This is a genomic window from Roseivirga pacifica (assembly GCF_900111145.1).
Classification (GTDB): domain Bacteria; phylum Bacteroidota; class Bacteroidia; order Cytophagales; family Cyclobacteriaceae; genus Roseivirga; species Roseivirga pacifica.
Genome location: NZ_FOIR01000002.1, coordinates 22455 through 43380, shown reverse-complemented (window position 1 = coordinate 43380; position 20926 = coordinate 22455). Strand labels below are relative to the sequence as shown.

General features: G+C 44.5%; 13 protein-coding genes. All 13 read left to right on the top strand.

Annotated elements, in window-relative coordinates:
- Positions 1-8: 8 nt before the first annotated feature.
- The 13 genes from BMW98_RS09135 to typA all read left to right on the top strand — a co-directional run bounded on the left by BMW98_RS09135 (position 9) and on the right by typA (position 20692).
- On the top strand, positions 9-1550 hold the full coding sequence (locus BMW98_RS09135) for a RagB/SusD family nutrient uptake outer membrane protein (RefSeq protein WP_090258286.1): 1542 nt from the start codon (positions 9-11) through the stop codon (positions 1548-1550).
- A 6-nt stretch (positions 1551-1556) separates the two neighbouring features.
- Entirely contained in the window at positions 1557-3326 is a 1770-nt protein-coding gene (locus BMW98_RS09130) for a LamG-like jellyroll fold domain-containing protein (protein WP_090258285.1), read from the top strand.
- Between the two features lie 85 nt (positions 3327-3411).
- Positions 3412-5358 carry a glucoamylase family protein gene (locus BMW98_RS09125; RefSeq protein ID WP_090258284.1) on the top strand — a complete coding sequence of 649 codons (1947 nt, stop codon included), beginning with the start codon at positions 3412-3414 and terminating at the stop codon, positions 5356-5358.
- A gap of 24 nt (positions 5359-5382) precedes the next feature.
- Entirely contained in the window at positions 5383-6735 is a 1353-nt protein-coding gene (locus BMW98_RS09120) for a glucoamylase family protein (protein WP_090258283.1), read from the top strand.
- The gene (locus BMW98_RS09115; protein ID WP_090258282.1) at positions 6728-7510 is read left to right on the top strand and encodes a carboxylesterase family protein; all 783 of its coding nucleotides are present in this window, start codon (positions 6728-6730) and stop codon (positions 7508-7510) included. The genes BMW98_RS09120 and BMW98_RS09115 overlap by 8 nt, the downstream gene beginning before the upstream one ends.
- A gap of 12 nt (positions 7511-7522) precedes the next feature.
- Positions 7523-9787: a beta-glucosidase BglX gene (bglX, locus tag BMW98_RS09110; RefSeq protein ID WP_245733552.1), complete on the top strand. Its 2265-nt coding sequence runs from the start codon at positions 7523-7525 to the stop codon at positions 9785-9787.
- Positions 9788-9792: 5 nt separating this feature from the next.
- On the top strand, positions 9793-12369 hold the full coding sequence (locus BMW98_RS09105) for a glycoside hydrolase family 2 TIM barrel-domain containing protein (RefSeq protein ID WP_090258281.1): 2577 nt from the start codon (positions 9793-9795) through the stop codon (positions 12367-12369).
- 17 nt (positions 12370-12386) lie between these two features.
- Positions 12387-13910, top strand: a complete 1524-nt coding sequence (locus tag BMW98_RS09100) for a sulfatase family protein (RefSeq protein WP_245733550.1) — start codon at positions 12387-12389, stop codon at positions 13908-13910.
- Positions 13911-13915: 5 nt separating this feature from the next.
- Positions 13916-14668: a sulfite exporter TauE/SafE family protein gene (locus BMW98_RS09095; RefSeq protein ID WP_262501595.1), complete on the top strand. Its 753-nt coding sequence runs from the start codon at positions 13916-13918 to the stop codon at positions 14666-14668.
- Positions 14669-14825: 157 nt separating this feature from the next.
- Positions 14826-16658, top strand: a complete 1833-nt coding sequence (locus BMW98_RS09090) for a family 43 glycosylhydrolase (RefSeq protein WP_090258278.1) — start codon at positions 14826-14828, stop codon at positions 16656-16658.
- 224 nt (positions 16659-16882) lie between these two features.
- A complete protein-coding gene (locus BMW98_RS09085) occupies positions 16883-17422 on the top strand; it encodes an AAA family ATPase (protein ID WP_090258277.1) in 540 nt (179 codons plus the stop codon).
- 86 nt (positions 17423-17508) lie between these two features.
- A complete protein-coding gene (locus BMW98_RS09080) occupies positions 17509-18117 on the top strand; it encodes a dioxygenase family protein (protein WP_090258276.1) in 609 nt (202 codons plus the stop codon).
- A 769-nt stretch (positions 18118-18886) separates the two neighbouring features.
- A complete protein-coding gene (typA, locus tag BMW98_RS09075; protein WP_090258275.1) occupies positions 18887-20692 on the top strand; it encodes a translational GTPase TypA in 1806 nt (601 codons plus the stop codon).
- Positions 20693-20926: the final 234 nt, after the last annotated feature.

Below are 20926 nucleotides of genomic sequence, written 5' to 3'. Positions count from 1 at the left end.
AATTGACAATGAAACCAAATAAGATATTCAAAAGCGCTGTGGCCCTTACTATGGCGTTCTTAATCACGGTCTCTTGCGATGGAAAGCTCGATGAGCCATTGGAAAATCAAATTCTGGTAGAAGACACTGACTATACGCAAACGCAAAACATGTCGCAATTGCTTACAGGTGCCTACCAGCTACTGTACAACTTGCAGTGGGAAACATTCCCACTCCTATCTGTTCGCGGAGACGATGTAAACGCAGCGGGTGATCAGGTACCTTTGATTGAAACAGACGAGTTTCGATACGACAGATCATTCTGGATGTACAACTCTACTTGGTTGAACTTTTATGATGACATCATCAAATTCCACGCGGCAATGGAAGAGATTGAGCGCTACAAAGAGTTTGCTGCAAACCCTGCCGAAGCTGACCAATACATTGCTGAAATTAAAGTAATGAGAGCTTGGGAATTGCTTCAGTTAACGCGTTTGTGGGGCGATATACTGATCCCTACAAGTTCTCAAACAGATGCATTGTACAACACAGACCTTTCTACAAGAGAAGAAGTGTTAACGCATATTTCAACACAAATTGATGAGGCTTTGCCTTTGTTGCCAAACGTAAGACCAAACCAAAGAACGGATGTTCCTGGTGGAATTACACGCCACACAGCACTTGCTGTAAAGGCTATGGCTAAAATTGAAATGGGCGATTACCAAGGTGCTGCAGATGCAACAGGCGAAATCATTAGCTCAAACGCATTCACCCTTTACAGCGACTACTACGAGCTATTTAAAATACCTGGTAAATTGGCTGATGAAAATCTACTTGAGCTTCAGTATTCTGACTTTGGGCAAAGCTCTGGTGAGAACATTAACTACCTAAATGCATTCTTTGGTCCTAACAACTGGACACCAGCTGTAGCTGGCTCTAGCCCGGGTTGGGGATTCTGGGAACCAAGCATGAAGTACATCAAATTTATGCTTGATAGAGGTGAAGAAGACAGGTTGGTAACTTCTGTATTATTCACCAAAGAAGGTATTGAAATGATTGAAGCAGAGCCTGGTTACGACAACTTGCCTGCCTACATCTCTAATACCACCAGAGATGGCGATATTATTGGTAGAACTGACGACCAACCAAACCCAAGAGCTAAGTTCTCAAGCGGTAAGCACTACTTACCTTCCAACCAGTTAATTCCTGGAAGAACTAGCTACGGTTCGAACAAAAACTTCATTGTAATCCGTTACTCAGAGGTTTTACTAATGCATGCCGAAGCTTTGGTAAATGGCGCAACTAGCTCTGCAATGAGTGCCGATGCAGCCATTAACGAAGTACGAAGCAGAGCCGGTTTGGGCAACATTAGCGGTGCTACGCTTGACACCGTACTAGACGAAAAGTTTGCAGAATTCGGTATGGAATGGGGCATCAGATTCTACGATTTGGTTCGCTACGACAGAACTGCCGAGCTTAACTATGGCGGAAGAACTTATGGCAGCGATGACCGCTTCTTGCCTTATCCGCTAGAGCAAATTGATATTCTTCCTCAACTAGATGTAAACTAAGAGATCATGAAAGCATTAAAATTATATTTAATAGCTGCCCTTGTTTTGGCCTTTGCAGGCTGTAAGGATGGTTATATAGATGAGCTTACGGCTGTAGATCCGGGACCGGATGAGTCTGCACCGCAGGTTACAATCAACTTCCCGCTATCGGGTACAGAAATTCAGGTGTATGAAACAGTTACGCCTGTAACGTTCAAATTCGAGGTTACAGATGACATTGAAGTGCAATCGATAAGCCTTAACCTCGATGGGTCAGAATTGGCCAGCTTCAGCGAATTCAAAGATTTCCGCAGAGTAATCGAGGAATTCACCTATGAAACCCTAGCGGATGGCGACCATACGGTTACTGTTTCGGCTACCGATACAGATGGAAAAACCACCACAAAAAGTGTTGACTTCTCTAAGGTTCCGCCTTACGTGAAGAAATACGATGGTGAGATTTTCTACATGCCATTCGATGGAGACAACATTGAATTAGTAAGCGTTACCTACCCTACCGTTGTGGGAGCCCCTAGCTTTGCAGGAGAAGGAAAAGTAGGAGGTAATGCTTACGCTGGAGCAAACGATGCTTACCTGACATTCCCTACTGAAGGTTTGTTGGAAGATGAGTTTAGTGCCGTATTCTGGATGAAAGTGAATGCTGACCCAGACAGAGCGGGTATTCTAACCATTGGACCACCAGATGAAGCTAACCCAGATGCGCAAAACAACAGAACAAGCGGCTTCCGTTTCTTCCGTGAAAACGCTGGCGGTAAGCAACGCTTTAAGCTAAACGTAGGTACTGGTGGTAGCGATAGCTGGTTCGATGGTGGCGCTGCTGCAGACGTAACTCCAGGAACTGACGAGTGGGTTCACTTTGGTATCACCATTTCTCAGTCACAAGCTACTGTTTACATCAATGGCCAAGTGGTAAGCACAGGCGCTTTTGCCGGTGTTGATTGGACAAATACAGACATCATATCGATCATGTCTGGTGCGCCTCGTTTCGCTGGTTGGAATCACCTTTCGGACCAAAGCTACATGGACGAACTGCGTATGTTCAACAAGTCACTTTCTCAATCCGAAATTCAAGGCATTATTGCTGACGAAGGTGGAACAGTTTACAATGGTGAGTTTGGCGAAGTATTCTACATGCCATTTGAAGGCGACTACACTGACCAGGCTTCACTAGTTGCTGCTACTGAAGTAGGATCTGTGGGCTTTGCTGGTGAAGGACTAAGAGGTAACGAGGCATTTTTAGGTGCTACGGACTCTTACTTAACCTTCCCTTCTTCAAGTCTTCAAACACAAGAGTTTAGTGCATCTATGTGGTACAAAGTAAATGCTGCGCCAGACAGGGCTGGTATTTTAGTAATCGGCCCACCAGATGCAGACAATCCTACTGCTCAAAATGTAAGAACAAGCGGTTTCCGTTTCTTCAGAGAAGCTGCAGGAACTATGCAACGCTTTAAGCTAAACGTAGGTACAGGTGCTGGCGAAAGCTGGTTCGATGGTGGCGCTGCTGCCGATGTAGACCCTACTACTGGCGACTGGATTCACCTTGCATTTACTATCTCTGGCACAGAGGCTAAAGTATATATAGATGGCCAAGTGGTGTCATCTGGCACATTCGATGGTATCGATTGGGCTAACTGCGACATTATGTCTATCGGTTCTGGTGCACCTAGGTTCACTGGCTGGGGACATAATTCTGACCTCAGTTTCATTGACGAACTGCGCGTTTTCGACAAGGTATTAACCGATGCCGAAGTACAGGCAATTGCTGCCGCGCAATAACAACTAAATTAATACTAGTACACTCTCATATTGGGGGTTTCGGCTCCGGCTGAAATCCCCAATTATATTACCAAGTAACAAAACCATGCGAAACGCATTCCTTCTACTACTAGCTACCCTTCTATTAAGCTGCAAAAGTGACGACCCTTCTGGTGGTACTTTTGAGTTGCAAAGTGCATTTGCAGGCAGCATCGGTCTAAGCCTTGATGATGTTACAAGCAACGTTCCTGTCGACCGCACCTTAAGCCTTCGGTTTTCTACTGCCATTGATGCCTCAACAACAAGCAATGGCGTAAAACTCACAAGCAATCAGCAACCCATAAACACTACCACTACCCTATCTTCCGATGGTAAATCGGTTTACGTTTCAACCAACGGACCTTTACAAGAAAATAGCACATACACATTAGAAATAACCAGCGAACTTAAAAGCGCCTCGGGTGCAGCTGCTACCCCAGTGAGCCTTAGCTTTTCTACCGCGGCTGGGCCATTAGAATTGCTTGCCGTAAGCTTAAACAGTGAAACTATTGGCAATAACCCACGCACCCAAAACATTGATCCGGACCTTACCATTACTTTCGAGTTCAACAATGCCATTAATGTGCAGTCGTTCGAATCGGCCGTGGCGCTTTCAGGCAAATCTGTAACGGTTCAGGCTTCAAACAACGACAAAACCATTACGGTAACCCCAACGAGTACTTTAGACTTTATTAAGAAATATAAGCTGAGCCTTAGCAATCGCCTAGTTAGTGCAGAAGGCCAAGCCTTTGGTGGTTATGAACTAGAGTTCTACACCAAATTAGACCCTACATTTAAATTCCCTGAAATTTCTGACGATGCCCTGCTCACTAAAGTTCAGGAGCAAACATTTAAATACTTTTGGGATTTTGCCCACCCTACGAGCGGTTTGGCAAGAGAAAGAAACAGCTCAGGCAACACCGTAACCATTGGCGGCTCTGGCTTTGGCGTAATGACCATTCTTGTGGGTATTGAAAGAGGTTTTATCACGCGCCAACAAGGTGTTGACAGACTAGAAACCATTGTAACCTTTCTTAAAAACGCAGATAGATTCCATGGCGTTTGGCCACACTGGATGAACGGAAACACTGGAGAAACCATTCCTTTTGGTTCTGACGATGATGGGGCAGACCTGGTTGAAACAGCCTTTATGGTGCAAGGTCTGTTAACCGTAAGGGAATACCTAAACAGCGGCAATGCACAGGAAAAAGCCATTATTGATAACATTACCCAACTTTGGGAAGAAGTTGAATGGGACTGGTTTACGCAAGGAGAAAACGTGCTTTACTGGCACTGGTCACCAAATGTTGGCTTCCAAAAGAACCTAAAAATTCAAGGGTGGAATGAATCGCTAATTATTTATGTATTGGCGGCCGCCTCTCCTACTCACCCAATTTCTGCCGATGTTTACAACCAAGGTTGGGCGCGCAATGGTGCCATGGCCAACGGTAGCGAATATTATAACATTGAACTTCCGCTTGGTTATGAATTTGGAGGACCACTGTTCTTCAGCCACTATTCATTCCTTGGTTTAGACCCAAGAAACTTAGCAGACCAGTACGCCAATTATTGGGAGCAAAACAAAGCCCACACCCTTGTTAATCGCGCATACTCAGTAGCCAACCCGAAAAACTATGTGGGCTATAGCGAAGGCGCTTGGGGACTTACCGCCAGCGATAATCACGAAGGCTACTCAGCCCAGTCGCCAACAAACGATTTAGGTGTAATCACGCCAACAGCAGCACTTTCATCTTTCCCATACACCCCAGATGAATCAATGACAGCGCTCAAGCATTTCTACTACATAATGGGCGATATGCTTTGGGGCGACTATGGCTTTTACGATGCCTTCAACCTAACCGAAAGTTGGGTAGCCAGCTCTTACCTGGCAATTGATCAAGGACCTATTGTGATCATGATTGAAAACCACAGAACAGCATTGCTGTGGGACCTTTTCATGAGCAACAACGAAATCACCGATGGACTAGATAAACTTGGATTTACCAGCTATTAACCAAAAAGAATTAACCCTAAGAAAATGAACAAAAAGACTGTTTTACAAAGCTTACTGGCGCTTGCATTCTGTTTAGCCATTAATGCATGCAGCCAGTCGAAAGGCGCAAACGAGCAGACCGGTGCAGACAGCCAAAGCGAAGAAGACTCTCTATTGAACCTTGTGCAATATCAAACCTTCCAGTATTTCTGGGATGGTGCCGAACCAAACAGCGGTTTGGCCAGAGAGCGTTTTCACACAGATAATATTTACCCAAGCCATGACAAGGACATCATTACTTCCGGTGGTTCAGGCTTTGGCTTAATGGCCATTATTGTAGGAATGGAACGTGGTTTCATTACGCATGAAGAAGGAATTGAACGATTCGAAAAGATTGTTGATTTCTTAGAAACTGCAGATACTTTTCACGGTGTCTTCCCACACTGGTGGGACGGCCACACAGGAAAAGCCAAGGCTTTTAGCCAAAAAGATGATGGTGGCGACTTGGTTGAAACCTCGTTTATGGCAGCCGGGTTGTTAACTGTTCGCCAGTATTTGGACAAGAACAATGAACGCGAAGCAAAACTTGCCGAGCGCATTAATACCATTTGGAAAAACATTGACTTTAACTGGTACACAAAAGGCGAAAATGTGCTTTACTGGCACTGGTCGCCTAACTATGGCTGGGAAATGAACTTTGATGTGCGCGGTTATAACGAATGTTTGATCATGTACGTATTGGCTGCGGCCTCTCCTACTCACCCGGTTAAGCCTGAGGTGTACCACGAAGGTTGGGCCATGAATGGTGAAATTGCAAATGACACCATTTACTATGGACTTGAAACTGAGCTGAACCACTACGAAACAAACGATTCGCCTGTAGGGCCGCTTTTCTGGGCGCATTATTCATACTTAGGACTTAACCCTAAAGGCCTAAAAGACAAATACGCTGATTACTGGAAGCTGAACCAGAACCATGCAAAAATTCACTACCGCCATGCGGTTGCCAACCCGAACGAGTTTGAAGGCTATGGTGAAGACATGTGGGGCTTTACTTCTAGCTACTCAATGCGAGGCTACGCAGGCCACAGACCCGACAGAGACTTGGGCGTAATTTCTCCAACGGCAGCACTTTCTTCTTTCCCTTACACTCCTGATGAAAGTATGGCCATGTTGAAAAAGCTTTACAATGAAACCGACAGCCTAGTAGGTGTTTACGGCCCATACGATGCCTTTAGTTTTCAAGACGATTGGTACTTGCCGCGCTATTTAGCCATTGATCAAGGACCAATTCCGGTAATGATCGAAAACTACCGCAGCGAGCTTATCTGGGACTTATTTATGTCTGCCCCTGAAGTAAAAGTTGGACTTGACAAACTTGGTTTTACCTATGAATAAGCTAACAGCAATATTAGCGCTGTCTTTGGTGGCATTCGGGCTGAAAGCCCAGGACAAATCAGCTTTCGAACATAGAACGCATGATTTCAAAAAAGGCACGCTGAATTACCGCGTGCTTTACCCTGAAAACTTTGATGAAGGTAAAGAGTATCCGCTCGTACTATTCTTGCACGGAGCGGGAGAACGCGGTAGCGACAACAACAAGCAGCTTGCCCATGGCAGCAAGCTGTTTTTAGATGCGCAAAATCGCAAAGACTTCCCTGCCATCATCGTATTTCCGCAGTGCCCAACGGACGACTATTGGGCCAATGTAGACCGCGTGGTAGATGAAAACGGAACAAGGCACTTTACCTTTAAAAAAGGTGGAAAACCAACCAACGCCATGCAAGGTGTGCTTTCGCTTACCGATTCGCTTACAAAGCTTGCCCACGTAAATACCGAAAAAGTTTATGTAATGGGCCTATCGATGGGCGGAATGGGCACATTCGAGCTGGTGAGTAGAAAGCCAAACACATTTGCGGCAGCAGCCCCAATTTGTGGTGGAGACAACCCAAAGGCAGCAAACAAATATGCTAAAAAGGTTCCTTTCTGGATTTTTCATGGCAGAAAGGATGACATCGTGCTTCCTAAATATTCGGAAGCCATGGCAGCAGCCATTAATGCAAAAGGTGGTGATGCAAAACTCACCATTTACCCTAACGCCAACCACAACAGCTGGGATCCGACATTTGCCGAGCCTGAACTATTAAGTTGGCTATTCTCAAATTCTAAATAACGCGCTACAGAAATGAGACATTACCTTAAACTAACAACCAATATCTCCATGTTGGTGGCCATGCTTGGCCTAGGCTGGGGGTTTATGAATAACGACCCAAAACCAAAGGTCGAAGACGAAAAAATGAACGAATTTATCGATTCGCTCATCAATGAAATGACCATTGAGGAAAAGGCAGGTCAACTCACCCTCTACACCAGTGGTTGGGATGTAACCGGCCCAGTGCTCCGCGATGATTACATGGACGAACTACGTGCAGGAAGAGCAGGAAACTTGTTCAACGCGCATACGGTAGACTATGCTATCAACTTGCAGAAAATCGCTGTAGAAGAAACCAGGCTGGGCATTCCATTGCTTTTTGGTTTAGATGTAATTCACGGTTACAAAACCACCTTCCCTATCCCATTGGCCGAAGCAGCTAGTTGGGATTTGGAGGTAATAGAAAAGACAGCACACCTGTATTCCAAAGAAGCTGCCTCGGCTGGAATTAACTGGACATACAATCCAATGGTTGACATTGCCCGCGACCCTCGTTGGGGGCGTATTGCTGAAGGTAGCGGAGAAGATCCTTATTTAGGCGGCCTTATTGGTGCGGCAAAAGTGCGCGGTATTCAAGGTATGGACCTTAGTGACCCAACCACCATTCTTGCCTGTGTAAAACACTTTGCAGCTTATGGTGCTTCGCAAGCTGGTAGAGACTACCACACCGTAGACATGTCTGATCGTGAGTTAAGACAGAACTACTTACCACCGTACAAGGTGGCTTTGGATGCCGGAGCAACCACTGTAATGACTTCTTTTAATGAAGTAGACGGTGTTCCAGCATCGGGAAACAAGTATTTAATGACAGAAATTCTGCGCAACGAATGGGGCTTTGATGGCTTTGTGGTTACCGACTACACATCGATTAACGAAATGGTGCCGCATGGTGTAGTAGCCAACTTAAAAGAAGCTGCCGAACTAGCATTTAATGCAGGTGTTCAAATGGATATGCAAGGTGGTGTTTACAGCCAATACATTCCCGAGCTAATTGCAGAAGGCAAAATTAAAGAGGCTACGCTTGACGAATATGTTCGCCAGGTACTCGAAATGAAGTACAAACTTGGCCTGTTCGAAGATCCATATCGCTACCTAAACAAAGAAAGAGAGCAAAAAACACTTTACTCGAAAGAGCTAATGGACCACGCCCTACTTGCTGCGAAAGAGTCCATCGTACTTTTGAAAAACGAGCCTGCTAAAGGACAATCGGAGCAATTGCTTCCTTTGAAAAAATCATTAAAATCAGTTGCACTAATTGGCCCTTTGGCCGACAATCAAAAGGACATGCTTGGCACATGGCACGTAGCCGGTGACGAAACTAAAGTGGTTACGCTAATTGATGGCATTAAACAAACAGCACCAAACGTAAAAATCAATTACGCCAGAGGTGCAGACTTTAATGGAGACGATCGTTCAGGCTTTGCGGAAGCAATTACAGCTGCTAAAAAGTCTGATGTAGTGATTATGGCCATTGGCGAGGACTACACCCAAAGTGGTGAGGCTGCTAGCCGCTCAGAAATCGGCCTACCTGGCCCACAGCAAGCGCTTATTGAAGAGATTCATGCACTTGGTAAGCCTGTAGTTGCAGTAGTAATGGCAGGTCGTCCGCTAACAATCGAGTGGATTGACGAGAACATTCCTGCCGTGATGAATGCTTGGCACTTGGGTACCATGTCTGGCCCAGCCATCGCTCAAACTTTGTTTGGCGACCACAACCCTGCCGGAAAACTGACCATTACTTTCCCGAAAAACGTTGGCCAAATCCCTGTGTATTACAACATGAAAAACACAGGTAGACCATTCGATGCAAACAACAAATACACCAGTAAGTACTTAGACGTTTCGAATGAACCACTTTACCCATTTGGTTATGGAAAAAGCTACACGTCATTCGATTATTCAGGTATTGAATTGAGCAGCACTAACATGGAAATGAACGGTTCAATTACTGTTTCTGCCACCATTAAAAACACCGGAAAGTACGCAGGCAAAGAAGTGGTTCAATTCTACATCCGCGATTTGGTTGGTAGCGTTACCCGTCCGGTAAAAGAGCTAAAAGGTTTCGAGAAAATCAGCCTTGCTCCAGGAGAATCGAAGAAAGTAAGTTTTACTGTAACTGTAAAAGACCTTGAATTCTACACCAGAGACATGAGCTACAAAGCAGAGCCTGGAGACTTTAAGGTATTTATCGGCCCAAGTTCGGCCGAAGGTTTAGAAGCTGATTTTACACTTAAATAAAGCTTATGTCCAGAACTTTCAACCGATTTATCATCGGACTGACCTTGTTTGGTTCATTCTTTCATTTCATAGCTATGGGACAAGGTCGAATCGTTCGTTCGATCAATGAAGACTGGAGGTTCATCAAAAAGGACATCAATTGGGAAACGTCAACGGAATTCTCAACGCGCTGGGAGTCCGTTGACCTACCCCATACTTGGAACACGCACGACCCGTTTGACGAAAGACCGGGCTATTATAGAGGCATTGGTTGGTACGCCTATCAGCTCAACATAACCAAACCCACAACGCCAAAAAACTATATCCTCCACTTCGAAGCTGTTAATCAAGAAGCCGAAGTGATGCTGAATGGCAAAACGGTTGGCAAACATTTAGGTGGATACACCGCCTTTTCAATTGATATTACAAAACACGTAAGGTTTGGAGAGCCTAACATACTGCTGGTAAAAGTAGACAACAGCCACAATGAGGCAATACCTCCATTGAAAGGCGACTTCAACTTCTATGGCGGAATTTACCGCGATGTTTGGCTTTACGAAGTAGACCGAACACATTTCAACTTTAGCGAATTTGGCGACAAAGGGCTTTTCATTTCTACTCCACAGGTTTCAAAAGAGAAAGGCCTCATTACGCTAAAAGCGAATATTAAAGCACACACCAATCAAAGCATAGTTATCGCAAACAAGCTGTTCTCCCCTAGTGGAAACCTAGTTTTCGAAGACAAACAAGAAAGGAATTTAGATCAAGGCGAAAACGAAGCCAGTCTAATCCTGCCAACCGTTCAGCAGCCTGAACTTTGGCATCCCGACTCCCCTCACCTCTACCGTTTGGTAACCGAAATTCGAGATACAAACGGTAAAATATTAGACAACCAAACCAATCAAGTTGGCTTTCGTTGGTTCGAATTTGATGCCGAAAAAGGCTTCTTTATTAATGGCGAACACCTAAAACTAATGGGAACAAATCGCCACCAAGATTTTCCGGGCTTGGGCAATGCACTCTCTAACGATCGACATGTAAGCGATGTACAATTGATCAAAGGCATGGGCAGCACCTTCTTCCGCACAGCTCATTATCCACAAGACCCTGCCGTACTTGACCAAGCCGATAGGTTGGGCTTGGTAGTTACCATGGAGATTCCTTTGGATCATGACATTACCGATTCACCCGAGTTTTTAGATAACTCAAAGAGAATGATGCAGGAAATGATTCGTCAAAACTTCAACCATCCAAGCGTAGCTGTGTGGGCTTATATGAACGAAATGCTGTTAGGTAGAAACTGGGACAGAGATCAGGCCCTCATTCAGAAGATTGTAGCACAAGCAAAGGAACTAGAAGCACTTACCAGGGCCGAAGACCCAAGCCGATTTACCATGATTCCTAACCACGGGGCCTTGGATCTTTATGTAAAATCGGGCTTGACGGAGATTCCAATGATCGTTGGCTGGAACTTGTATTACGGTTGGTACGAGAAAGACCTGAGTGGAGCCGGGGCATTTCTTGATGCCTTTAGAGAAAAAGTACCGAACAAACCTGTTTTGATTACTGAGTATGGCGCAGGCGCAGACCCAAGAATTAGGTCTTTGAATCCCGAACGCTTCGATTTCTCAATCGAATGGCAAAATATATTTCATCAGCAAAACCTTGTTGAGTTTATGGAAAGAGACTTTTTAGCTGGTGCAGCCATTTGGAATATAGCCGATTTTGGTTCTGAAGGACGCCAGGATGCTGAACCAAAAATCAACAGTAAAGGCATTGTTGCCAAAGACCGAACGCCTAAGGATGCATTTTACTTAAACCAAGCATGGCAAAGTAAAAAGCCAGTTTTAAAAATAGCCGGTATGGACTGGAACAAAAGAATGCTTCATGCTCAACAAACCTTTCCCATTCAAGTATTCAGCAACCAAACCAAAGTAAAGCTTTGGTTAAACGGAAAATCGCAGGGTAAAAAAACGACTGAAGACCACATCGCCACTTGGAATGCCCCCTTGCAAAATGGCATCAATACATTGCGCGCCAAGGCAGGGAGTTTAGAAGAAACAACTCAAATTGAGGTTGAATTAATCAGTGCTGGCAATATAAATTGGGCCGAGGGCGTGCATGTTAACTGCGGTGCAAACTTCTTCTTTAACCCCGAGAATGAGCCCGTAATTTGGCTATCGGATGAAGCTTACTCCACTGGAACATTCGGCTACAATGGTGGCAACGAATTTAGGCCAAGAGACCGAGGTATTGGCAGCGACATGGATGTTTATTGCACCAACTTCGACCCCGTTTACCAAACCAACAGAGTTGCACCAAACGCATATCAATTCGATGTACCTGCAGGTAAATACGAGGTTACCCTACACTGGGCCGAAGTAGACAGAAAATTTGAAAATGCTGGCAACGAAAGAGTCTTTAATGTATCGATAAACGGGCAAACCTACTTTAAGCAGCTTAACATAGCGGCTACCTATGGCTTTAGACGAGCCATTAGCAAAAGTTTAGCAATAGAAACTGAAGGTGGTTTGGCTATTGACTTTGAGGCAATCGAAAATCAGCCTTTTATATCTGCAATTGAAATAAGGAAACTATTTTAAAATATAAACGACTAACTATGACCAACCGAAAACGCAGTCTATTTACCCTAATGGGCGTGATGCTGGCCATCATCAGCTCGTGCACCAACTGGGAAAATGACCAAAAAGCAGGTGGAGAAAACCTGAAACTGAACAAGGTTAACGATGAAAAACCACTCAATGTAATCTACATTTTGAGTGATGACCACCGCTATGATTTCATGGGCTTTACAGGCAAGGTACCTTTTCTGGAAACGCCCAACATGGACAAAATGGCGCTTGAAGGAGCACACATTGAAAACGCTTTTGTAACCACATCGCTGTGTTCGCCAAGCCGTGCCTCTATCCTTACAGGTCAGTTTTCGCATCACCACCAAGTGGTTGACAACCAATCGCTAATTGCTGATAGTGTGAAGTTCTTTCCGCAATACTTGCAAGCAGCGGGCTACGAAACGGCTTTTATGGGCAAATGGCACATGGGTGAACACCATGCCGACCCAAGGAAAGGCTTTGACCATTGGTTTAGCCTAAAAGGCCAAGGCACTTATTACAACCCTGTAATCAACATTAATGGGGAGGAAAAACAGTTTGGAGATAGCACTTACATCACCGACTTGCTTACCGAAGAGGCACTTGACTGGTTGGGTCAGAGAGATGGCGAAAAACCATTTTTCCTTTACCTTTCGCACAAGGGTGTTCATGCAGATTTTAAGCCTGCACCGCGTCACAAGGGCGTTTATGCCGATGGCGCACCTAGCTACCCGCCTACCATGTACCCTGAAAAGAACCCTGACTACAACTACAAAGACGTACCAGACTGGGTGAAAAACCAGCGCCATAGCTGGCACGGGGTAGACTATATGTACCACGGTCAAATCAACTTTGACGAATTCTACCAACTGTACAATGAAACGCTGCTATCAGTAGATGAGAGCATTGGAAAAGTGATCGATTATATTGAAGAAACGGGTCAGTTAGACAACACCGTGATCTTCTACATGGGCGACAATGGTTTCTCATTCGGTGAGCACGGCTTAATTGACAAGCGCCAGGCTTATGAAGAATCGATTCGCGTTCCGCTATTGGTTTATGGTTCGAAAGAAGTGCTTAAGCGCAACAAAGTGAAGCAGATGATTCAGAACATCGATATTGGACCAACCATTTTGGAAATGGCGGGCTTAGAAAAGCCAGACAATATGGATGGAGAAAGCTTCCTTTCTATTCTGAAAGGTGAAGATCCGCAAGACTGGAGAGAGCGCATTTACTATGAGTATTATTGGGAAAGACCATTCCCTCAAACGCCAACAACTTACGCTGTAAGAACAGGGCAATACAAGTTTATTCGCTACCACGGCATTTGGGACATTAACGAGCTTTACGACATTCAGAACGACCCTTGGGAAATGAACAACCTTATTCGTGACCCTGAATACAAAGAGCTTTCTAAAGAACTACGCCAAGACCTTTTCCAATGGTTGCAAGAAACCAACGGTATGCAAATACCTTTGAAAACCGATGGAAATGGTGCTAGATTCGACCACAAATACAGAGGTACTTTCTAGCATTAGTGGACTGGTCGAATGATATATTGTTAATTATCGGAGGATTGCTCGCAGGTATTGTAAATACCATTTCAGGTAGTGGAACGCTCTTTAGCATGGGCGTTATGACACTCACAGGCATTCCTCTTGTAATGGCAAATACCACTACTCGACCGGGTGTGTTTTTTCAGAACCTTACCGGTATAATGGTGCTGAAAAAATTCAATCAGTTTGACTTAAAAAAGCTACAGTTATTGCCAGTTGCTGCCACATGTTTAGGCGCTATGGTTGGCGCTTGGTGCGCAACCCTAGTTTCTGGTAATTTCTTTAACCTGATTGCATCAATTGTAATGGTTGGGCTATTGGCAACTTACGTTTTACCGAAAAGCATTTTCAAACAATTGAGCTTGGGTATTCCGAAGTCAGCAGCTTTGATAGCCGCCTTTCTATTCTTAGGCGGATTCTATGGTGGCTTTATTCAAATTGGTGTGGGCATTCTTATCCTCAGCATTTTGTCTGGGGCTTACAACATGCCCTACAACCAATCGAACACATACAAACTGATCATCATTCTGATATATACCATTCCAACCACCCTGTATTTCAGCCTCACCGACAATGTGCTTTGGCGGCCTGCAATACTTCTGGCAGTTGGTCAAATTGTGGGAGCCTATGCTGCGGCCAAGTTCATTAGCAAAAACAACAAAGCGCACGTTTGGGCTCAAGCCATTTCCATTTTAATGATTATTGCCACGCTGATTAAGGTGTGGTTTTATTGAGTAAAAGAAAAAGCCTCACCCCAAACCCCTCTCCAAGGAGAGGAGCTTAAGCTTCCTGCCAGTTTGAAGTGTATCAGCCAAAGCTAGCAGTTTACGAAGCCTTCCCATTTGGGGGAAGATTTGGATGGGGGCTCACTTTCATAGATCACATTAACGTATGAAAAACATAAAACACGTCCTTCTTCTTCCGCTGCTGCTAGCTATTGGCTGTGCGGCACCAGAAGAAAAAACCCAAAACACGATTGAACCAATGGGTAGGAAAAACTTCCAAACCTATTGTAATCCAATCGATATCGACTACACTTACATGTCGCATTACAGAGCGAACAACAACGTTTCGTACCGTTCTGGAGCCGACCCGGCCATTGTTAACTTTAAAGGCAAATATTACATGTTTGTAACCCGTTCGCACGGTTACTGGACATCGGACGACATGAGCAATTGGCGATTTATCCGTCCGCAGAGCTGGTATTTTAACGGAAGCAACGCCCCTGCCGCAACCGTTCGCGATGGGAAAATATTGGTGCTTGGCGATCCTTCTGGTCGTGGTGCAGTCATTGAAACGGATAACCCAGACCTTGGCGATTGGACTACCAACTTTGCGGTGATTAACATGCCTAATGGTACACAAGACCCTATGCTTTTTACCGATGATGACGGCAAAGTTTACTTGTATGAAGAATCATCAAACAAATTCCCGATTCACGGTGTAGAGCTGGACCCTGACAACTACTTTGTACCGAAAGGCGAACAAGTTGACCTATTGCAGCTTCACCCAGAAAAACATGGCTGGGAGCGCTTTGGCCAAGACCACAGGTCTGATATAAAACCATTTATTGAAGGGCCATGGATGGTAAAACATGGAGACACCTACTACTTAGAATACGGAGCGCCAGGCACGCAATGGAACGTTTATGCCGATGGTGTGTACACCAGTAAAAGTCCGTTAGGACCATTTACCTATGCCGACTACAACCCAATTTCTTACAAACCAGGAGGCTTTTTGAAAGGCTCAGGTCACGGAAGCACTGTACAAGACAACAATGGCAACTATTGGCACTATGCTACTATGGCCATTTCTGTCAACTTTAAGTTCGAAAGACGTATAGGCATGTACCCAGCCGGGTTTGAGGATAATGGCCAAATGTATGTGAACACGGCTTATGGCGACTACCCGCATTACTTACCCGACACCGAAGTTGATGCACACAAAGAGCGCTTTACAGGCTGGATGCTATTGAGCTACAACAAACCTGTTTCGACCAACTCGGGCTTGGTTACCAAAGACATTAACGTGGTGGATGAAAGTGCCAGCGGTTACATGCAAGAGCAGATAACCGATTTCAGCATTAATAGCATTAACGATGAGGAAATTCGCTCTTACTGGGTGTCTGAAGCCAATAATGATTCTATTTACGTTGAGGTAGACATGGAAAAACCAATGGATGTAAAGGCTATCCAGATCAACTTCCAAGATTTCAATAGTAAGATCTTCGGTCGACCAGATACGCTAAAGCAGCAGTTTACCATTGAAGCATCTTTGGATGGAAAAAGCTGGAAAACCATTGCCGATTACTCCAAAAACCAACGCGATATGCCACATGGTTATATTGAACTGGAAGCACCGGTTGAAGCGCGTTATATCCGCTACAATCATGTGTATTGCACGAATGAGTACCTTTCGATTTCGGAGTTTCGTGTATTCGGAAACGGCAAAGAAGCACTACCAGAAACACCTGCCAACTTCCAGGTAAAGCGCCAAAAAGACCGCAGAAACGCGGACCTAACTTGGGAGCCAGTTGAAGGCGCCACGGGCTATGTAATCTACTGGGGAATTGAAAAGGACAAGCTGAACTTAAACGCGCTCATGTATGGCGAACCAGGCTATGAGCTGAGAGCACTTAACACAGACAACGGCTATTATTACCAAGTAGAAGCCTTTGATGAAAACGGTATCTCAAAACGCAGCGAAGTGATGTATACGAAATAGCGTAAACATAAATTATAGAGAACAATCAAGGACTTACAAATGTAAGGCCTTGATTGTTTAAGAGGGCTTCAGTTTCAATTATAAGCCCCTTGTCCCATAGGGACTAACCAAGGGTAGCTTAAAACATTCGCTAATTCTATTTTGTGCCTTTAGGTACAAAACCGATAAAAAACATTAACCTCTCCCCTATTATTTCAGTATAATAAGCTCTAAACGCGGACAAAATGAAAATCGTAATCTTTGGCGGATCAGGAACAGGGACAACTACTTTGAGCAAAGCACTCGCACAGAAGCTCAATTGGACGCACCTCGATGCCGATGATTTTTATTGGAAACGCACAGCTATTCCGTTTCAAGAAAAACTACCACAAGAGCAACGCATTGCTAAACTCAAAAAGGCCTTTCTAAAGTCTGAGAACACTATTGTTAGTGGTTCATTGGTGAGTTGGGGCACTTATTGGCAATCAGCCTTCGATTTAGCTGTTTTCTTAAAACTACCACATGCGGTAAGAATGGAAAGGCTAAAGAATCGCGAACTAGAACGCTATGGAGAACAACTGGAATACAACCCCGTTTTCAAAGCCAAATCAGAGAAATTCCTAGCCTGGGCTAGTGAATACGACAACCCAAATTTTGACAGTCGAAACATAGCGCTGCATACTGCGTGGGCTAAATCACTTAACTGTGAGTGCATAGAAATTGGCGACTTGAGCAATGAGGATAGAATGAACATAGTTTTAGAGAAGATCAAAACATTGTCCTAATCCGATTAGCAAAGTAGTACATCCGGCTAAGCCTTTAGTCCATCGATGGTTGAAAGCTCCTTTCCCCTCTGCGCGTATAAACGGACATGAAGAAGCTCACTTATACCCTAATTATGCTTGGTTTTATAATTTCAAACAGCCAAGCACAAACCATCGGTGGTCCATGCGAAGGATGCGAAGCCTTACTGGAGTATGGCAACAAGCAACTCACCGCTGTGGACACGTTACCAGAGTTTGAGACTACTCAACCGCAAATGGTGGTTACTGGTACAGTTTTTCAAAGCGATGGAAAAACACCTGCTGCAGGAGTCATCGTTTATGCCTACCATACCAATCGCGATGGTATTTATCCTACCAAAGGCAACGAAAAAGGTTGGGCCAGGCGGCACGGTTACATTCGCGGTTGGACAAAAACGGGCGAAGATGGGCGCTACACCTTTTATACATTTAGGCCTGAAACCTACCCTAGCCGCAGTGAACCCGCGCATGTGCATTTAACAATTAAAGAACCCAACAAACAGGAGTATTGGATCGATTCGATTTTGTTTGAGGGAGACCCTTTGATCACGGAAAAAGTCAGAAAATCCAAAGGCAACCGATGTGGTTCGGGGATTATTGAACTACAGCAAAAAGATGGTTACCTAATCGCCAATCGTGATATTCATTTAGGGTTGAATATTCCTAATTATTACTAGTTCTCAGTTGAGTAGAAAACGGTTAAACAGGCTATATATCTTCCGTCAGCTTTAGTACCCACACCAATTTTGTCCTTTAGGGACTGTATATAGGTAGCAAAAAGCATTCGGGAATTCTAATTTGTGCCTTTAGGGTACAAAACCAACAGTTAAACTTGTCGCTCCTCTGGAGCTCACTGAGACGGACGTTATCATTGGGCTATGACATTCGGCTCCGATGGAGCCGTGTGCCCACAGCCTTTTCTCCTCGACCGTAGCGGAGAGGCCTAGCAAGTAAATTGGTAGATTAGTCACTGGTCATTAGCGGATTAGTTATTAGTAAATCGAAAAACCAGTTCGTGGTTCATTGTGGAGCAGTTTATCAGTAGCCAAAATGCCGATTACAAATCGACTCTTCATACATCCTCGTTGCAAACAATAATGAGGATCTCCTTACGCCAGCTTAACCAATCTCCTTTTCACCCTGAGCGTAGCCGAAGGGTCGACCAAGTGGTTTGGTGTATTGGTGAACCAGTTAATCAGCAATCAAACTTTGACAAACTGGATCTATGGACTCTCGGCTTATCCTACAGCATTATCAATTTATCGAGCTAAAAGTTTGTCAAAGCGGGTATTCAAGTACATTCAGCCACCCAGAAATTATATATTTAAAAACTACACCCCGCTAGGCCTAATCAAGCATTTTCATCACTTCCAATCAACTAATTCACAGGCATAACGCTGAATTCATATTAAAGCACTACATTTGCGGCTTAATTCAAGAACGGCTATGCAAAGCATCAGAAATATTGCCATTATCGCACACGTAGACCACGGTAAAACTACGTTGGTCGATAAGATCATTCACGCGTCTAAATTATTCCGCGAGAACCAAGAGTCTGGCGAACTAATTCTAGACAACAACGACCTAGAGCGTGAGCGTGGAATCACCATCCTTTCTAAAAACGTTTCTGTAACCTATAAAGACGTAAAGATTAACATTATCGATACGCCTGGTCACGCAGACTTTGGTGGTGAAGTAGAACGTGTATTGAAAATGGCCGATGGCGTTTTGCTTTTGGTTGATGCTTTTGAAGGTCCTATGCCGCAAACCCGATTTGTATTGAGCAAAGCCCTTGGCCTTGGTCTTACGCCAATCGTGGTGGTAAACAAAGTGGACAAAGAAAACTGCCGTCCTGATGAGGTGCACGAACAAGTGTTCGACCTTATGTTTAACCTTGATGCTACTGAAGAGCAGCTTGATTTTGAAACCATGTACGGTTCTTCAAAAATGGGCTGGATGAGCGATGACTGGCAAAACCAAACGGACAGCATTACTCCTCTTCTAGACAAAATATTAGAAACAATTCCTGAGGCACCATCTCCAGAAGGCACTCCTCAGTTCCAAGTTACTTCGCTTGACTACTCTGCATACGTTGGTCGTATTGCCATTGGCCGTGTGTACCAAGGTAAGTTGGAAGAAGGTAAATCAATGGGCTTAACGAAGGCTGATGGTTCTATTAAGCGTGTGCGTATTAAAGAACTTCAGGTATTCGAAGGCCTTGGCCGTGTAAAAGTTTCTGAAGTAAAAGCTGGCGACCTTTGCGCTATTGTTGGTCTTGAAGATTTCGAAATTGGTGATACTTTGACTGACTTCGAAAATCCGGAGCCACTACCGCGTATCGCTATCGATGAGCCAACCATGAACATGCTCTTCACCATTAACAACTCTCCTGGCTTCGGTTCTGAAGGTAAATTCGTTACCTCTCGCCACTTGCGCGACCGTTTGATGAAGGAGATTGAGAAGAACCTGGCACTTAAGGTTGAAGAAACTGATACCGAAGATAAGTTCTTGGTTTACGGCCGTGGTATTCTTCACTTGTCGGTATTGATTGAAACCATGCGTAGAGAAGGCTACGAGCTTATGGTAGGTCAGCCGCAGGTAATTTATAAGGAAATTGACGGTCAGCGTTGCGAACCAATCGAAAGCTTGGTGGTAGATGTACCAGAAGATGTATCGGGTAAAGTAATTGAATTGGCGACTCAGCGTAAAGGTGAGTTGAAGATTATGGAGCCAAAAGGCGATCAGCAACACCTTGAGTTCGACATTCCTTCTCGTGGTTTGATCGGTTTGAGAAACAACATACTTACCGCTACTGCTGGTGAGGCTGTAATGAACCACAGATTCAAAGAATATCAGCCTTACAAAGGCGAAATTAAAGGCCGTTCAAACGGTTCGTTGATCTCTATGGAGAACGGTCCGGGTACTGCTTACTCTATCGACAAGTTGCAAGACAGAGGCGTGTTCTTTGTGGCTCCTGGTGAAGACCTTTACACTGGTCAGGTAATTGGTGAGCACAGCCGTGAAAACGACTTGGTAGTGAACATTCAGAAGGGTAAGAAATTGACCAACATGCGTGCTGCTGGTTCTGACGATAACTCTAAAATTGCTCCTCCACGTAGATTCTCTTTGGAAGAAGCGATGGAGTACATCCAAAAGGATGAGTACTTGGAGATCACTCCTCAGAACATTAGAATGAGAAAGATCTACCTTGACGAAAATACACGTTTAAGAATGGCTAAATCTGCTGGCTAATTAGCCAGATAGTCATTAGACAATAGAACTAGAAGCTCATTGGTTAATCCGGTGGGCTTTTTTTGTTTAGTTTATTGGGGAATTAGGTAATTGGGAGATTAGTTATCAGTGTAACAGTTAATCAGTGGCATCCCTTCAGGGACAGAGGGTAATTAGTTATCGGTATATCAGAAAACGGAAATCGGTTTTTCAGTTCATTATTCTTGGTTCATAGTAACGGCCACCGCAAATGCT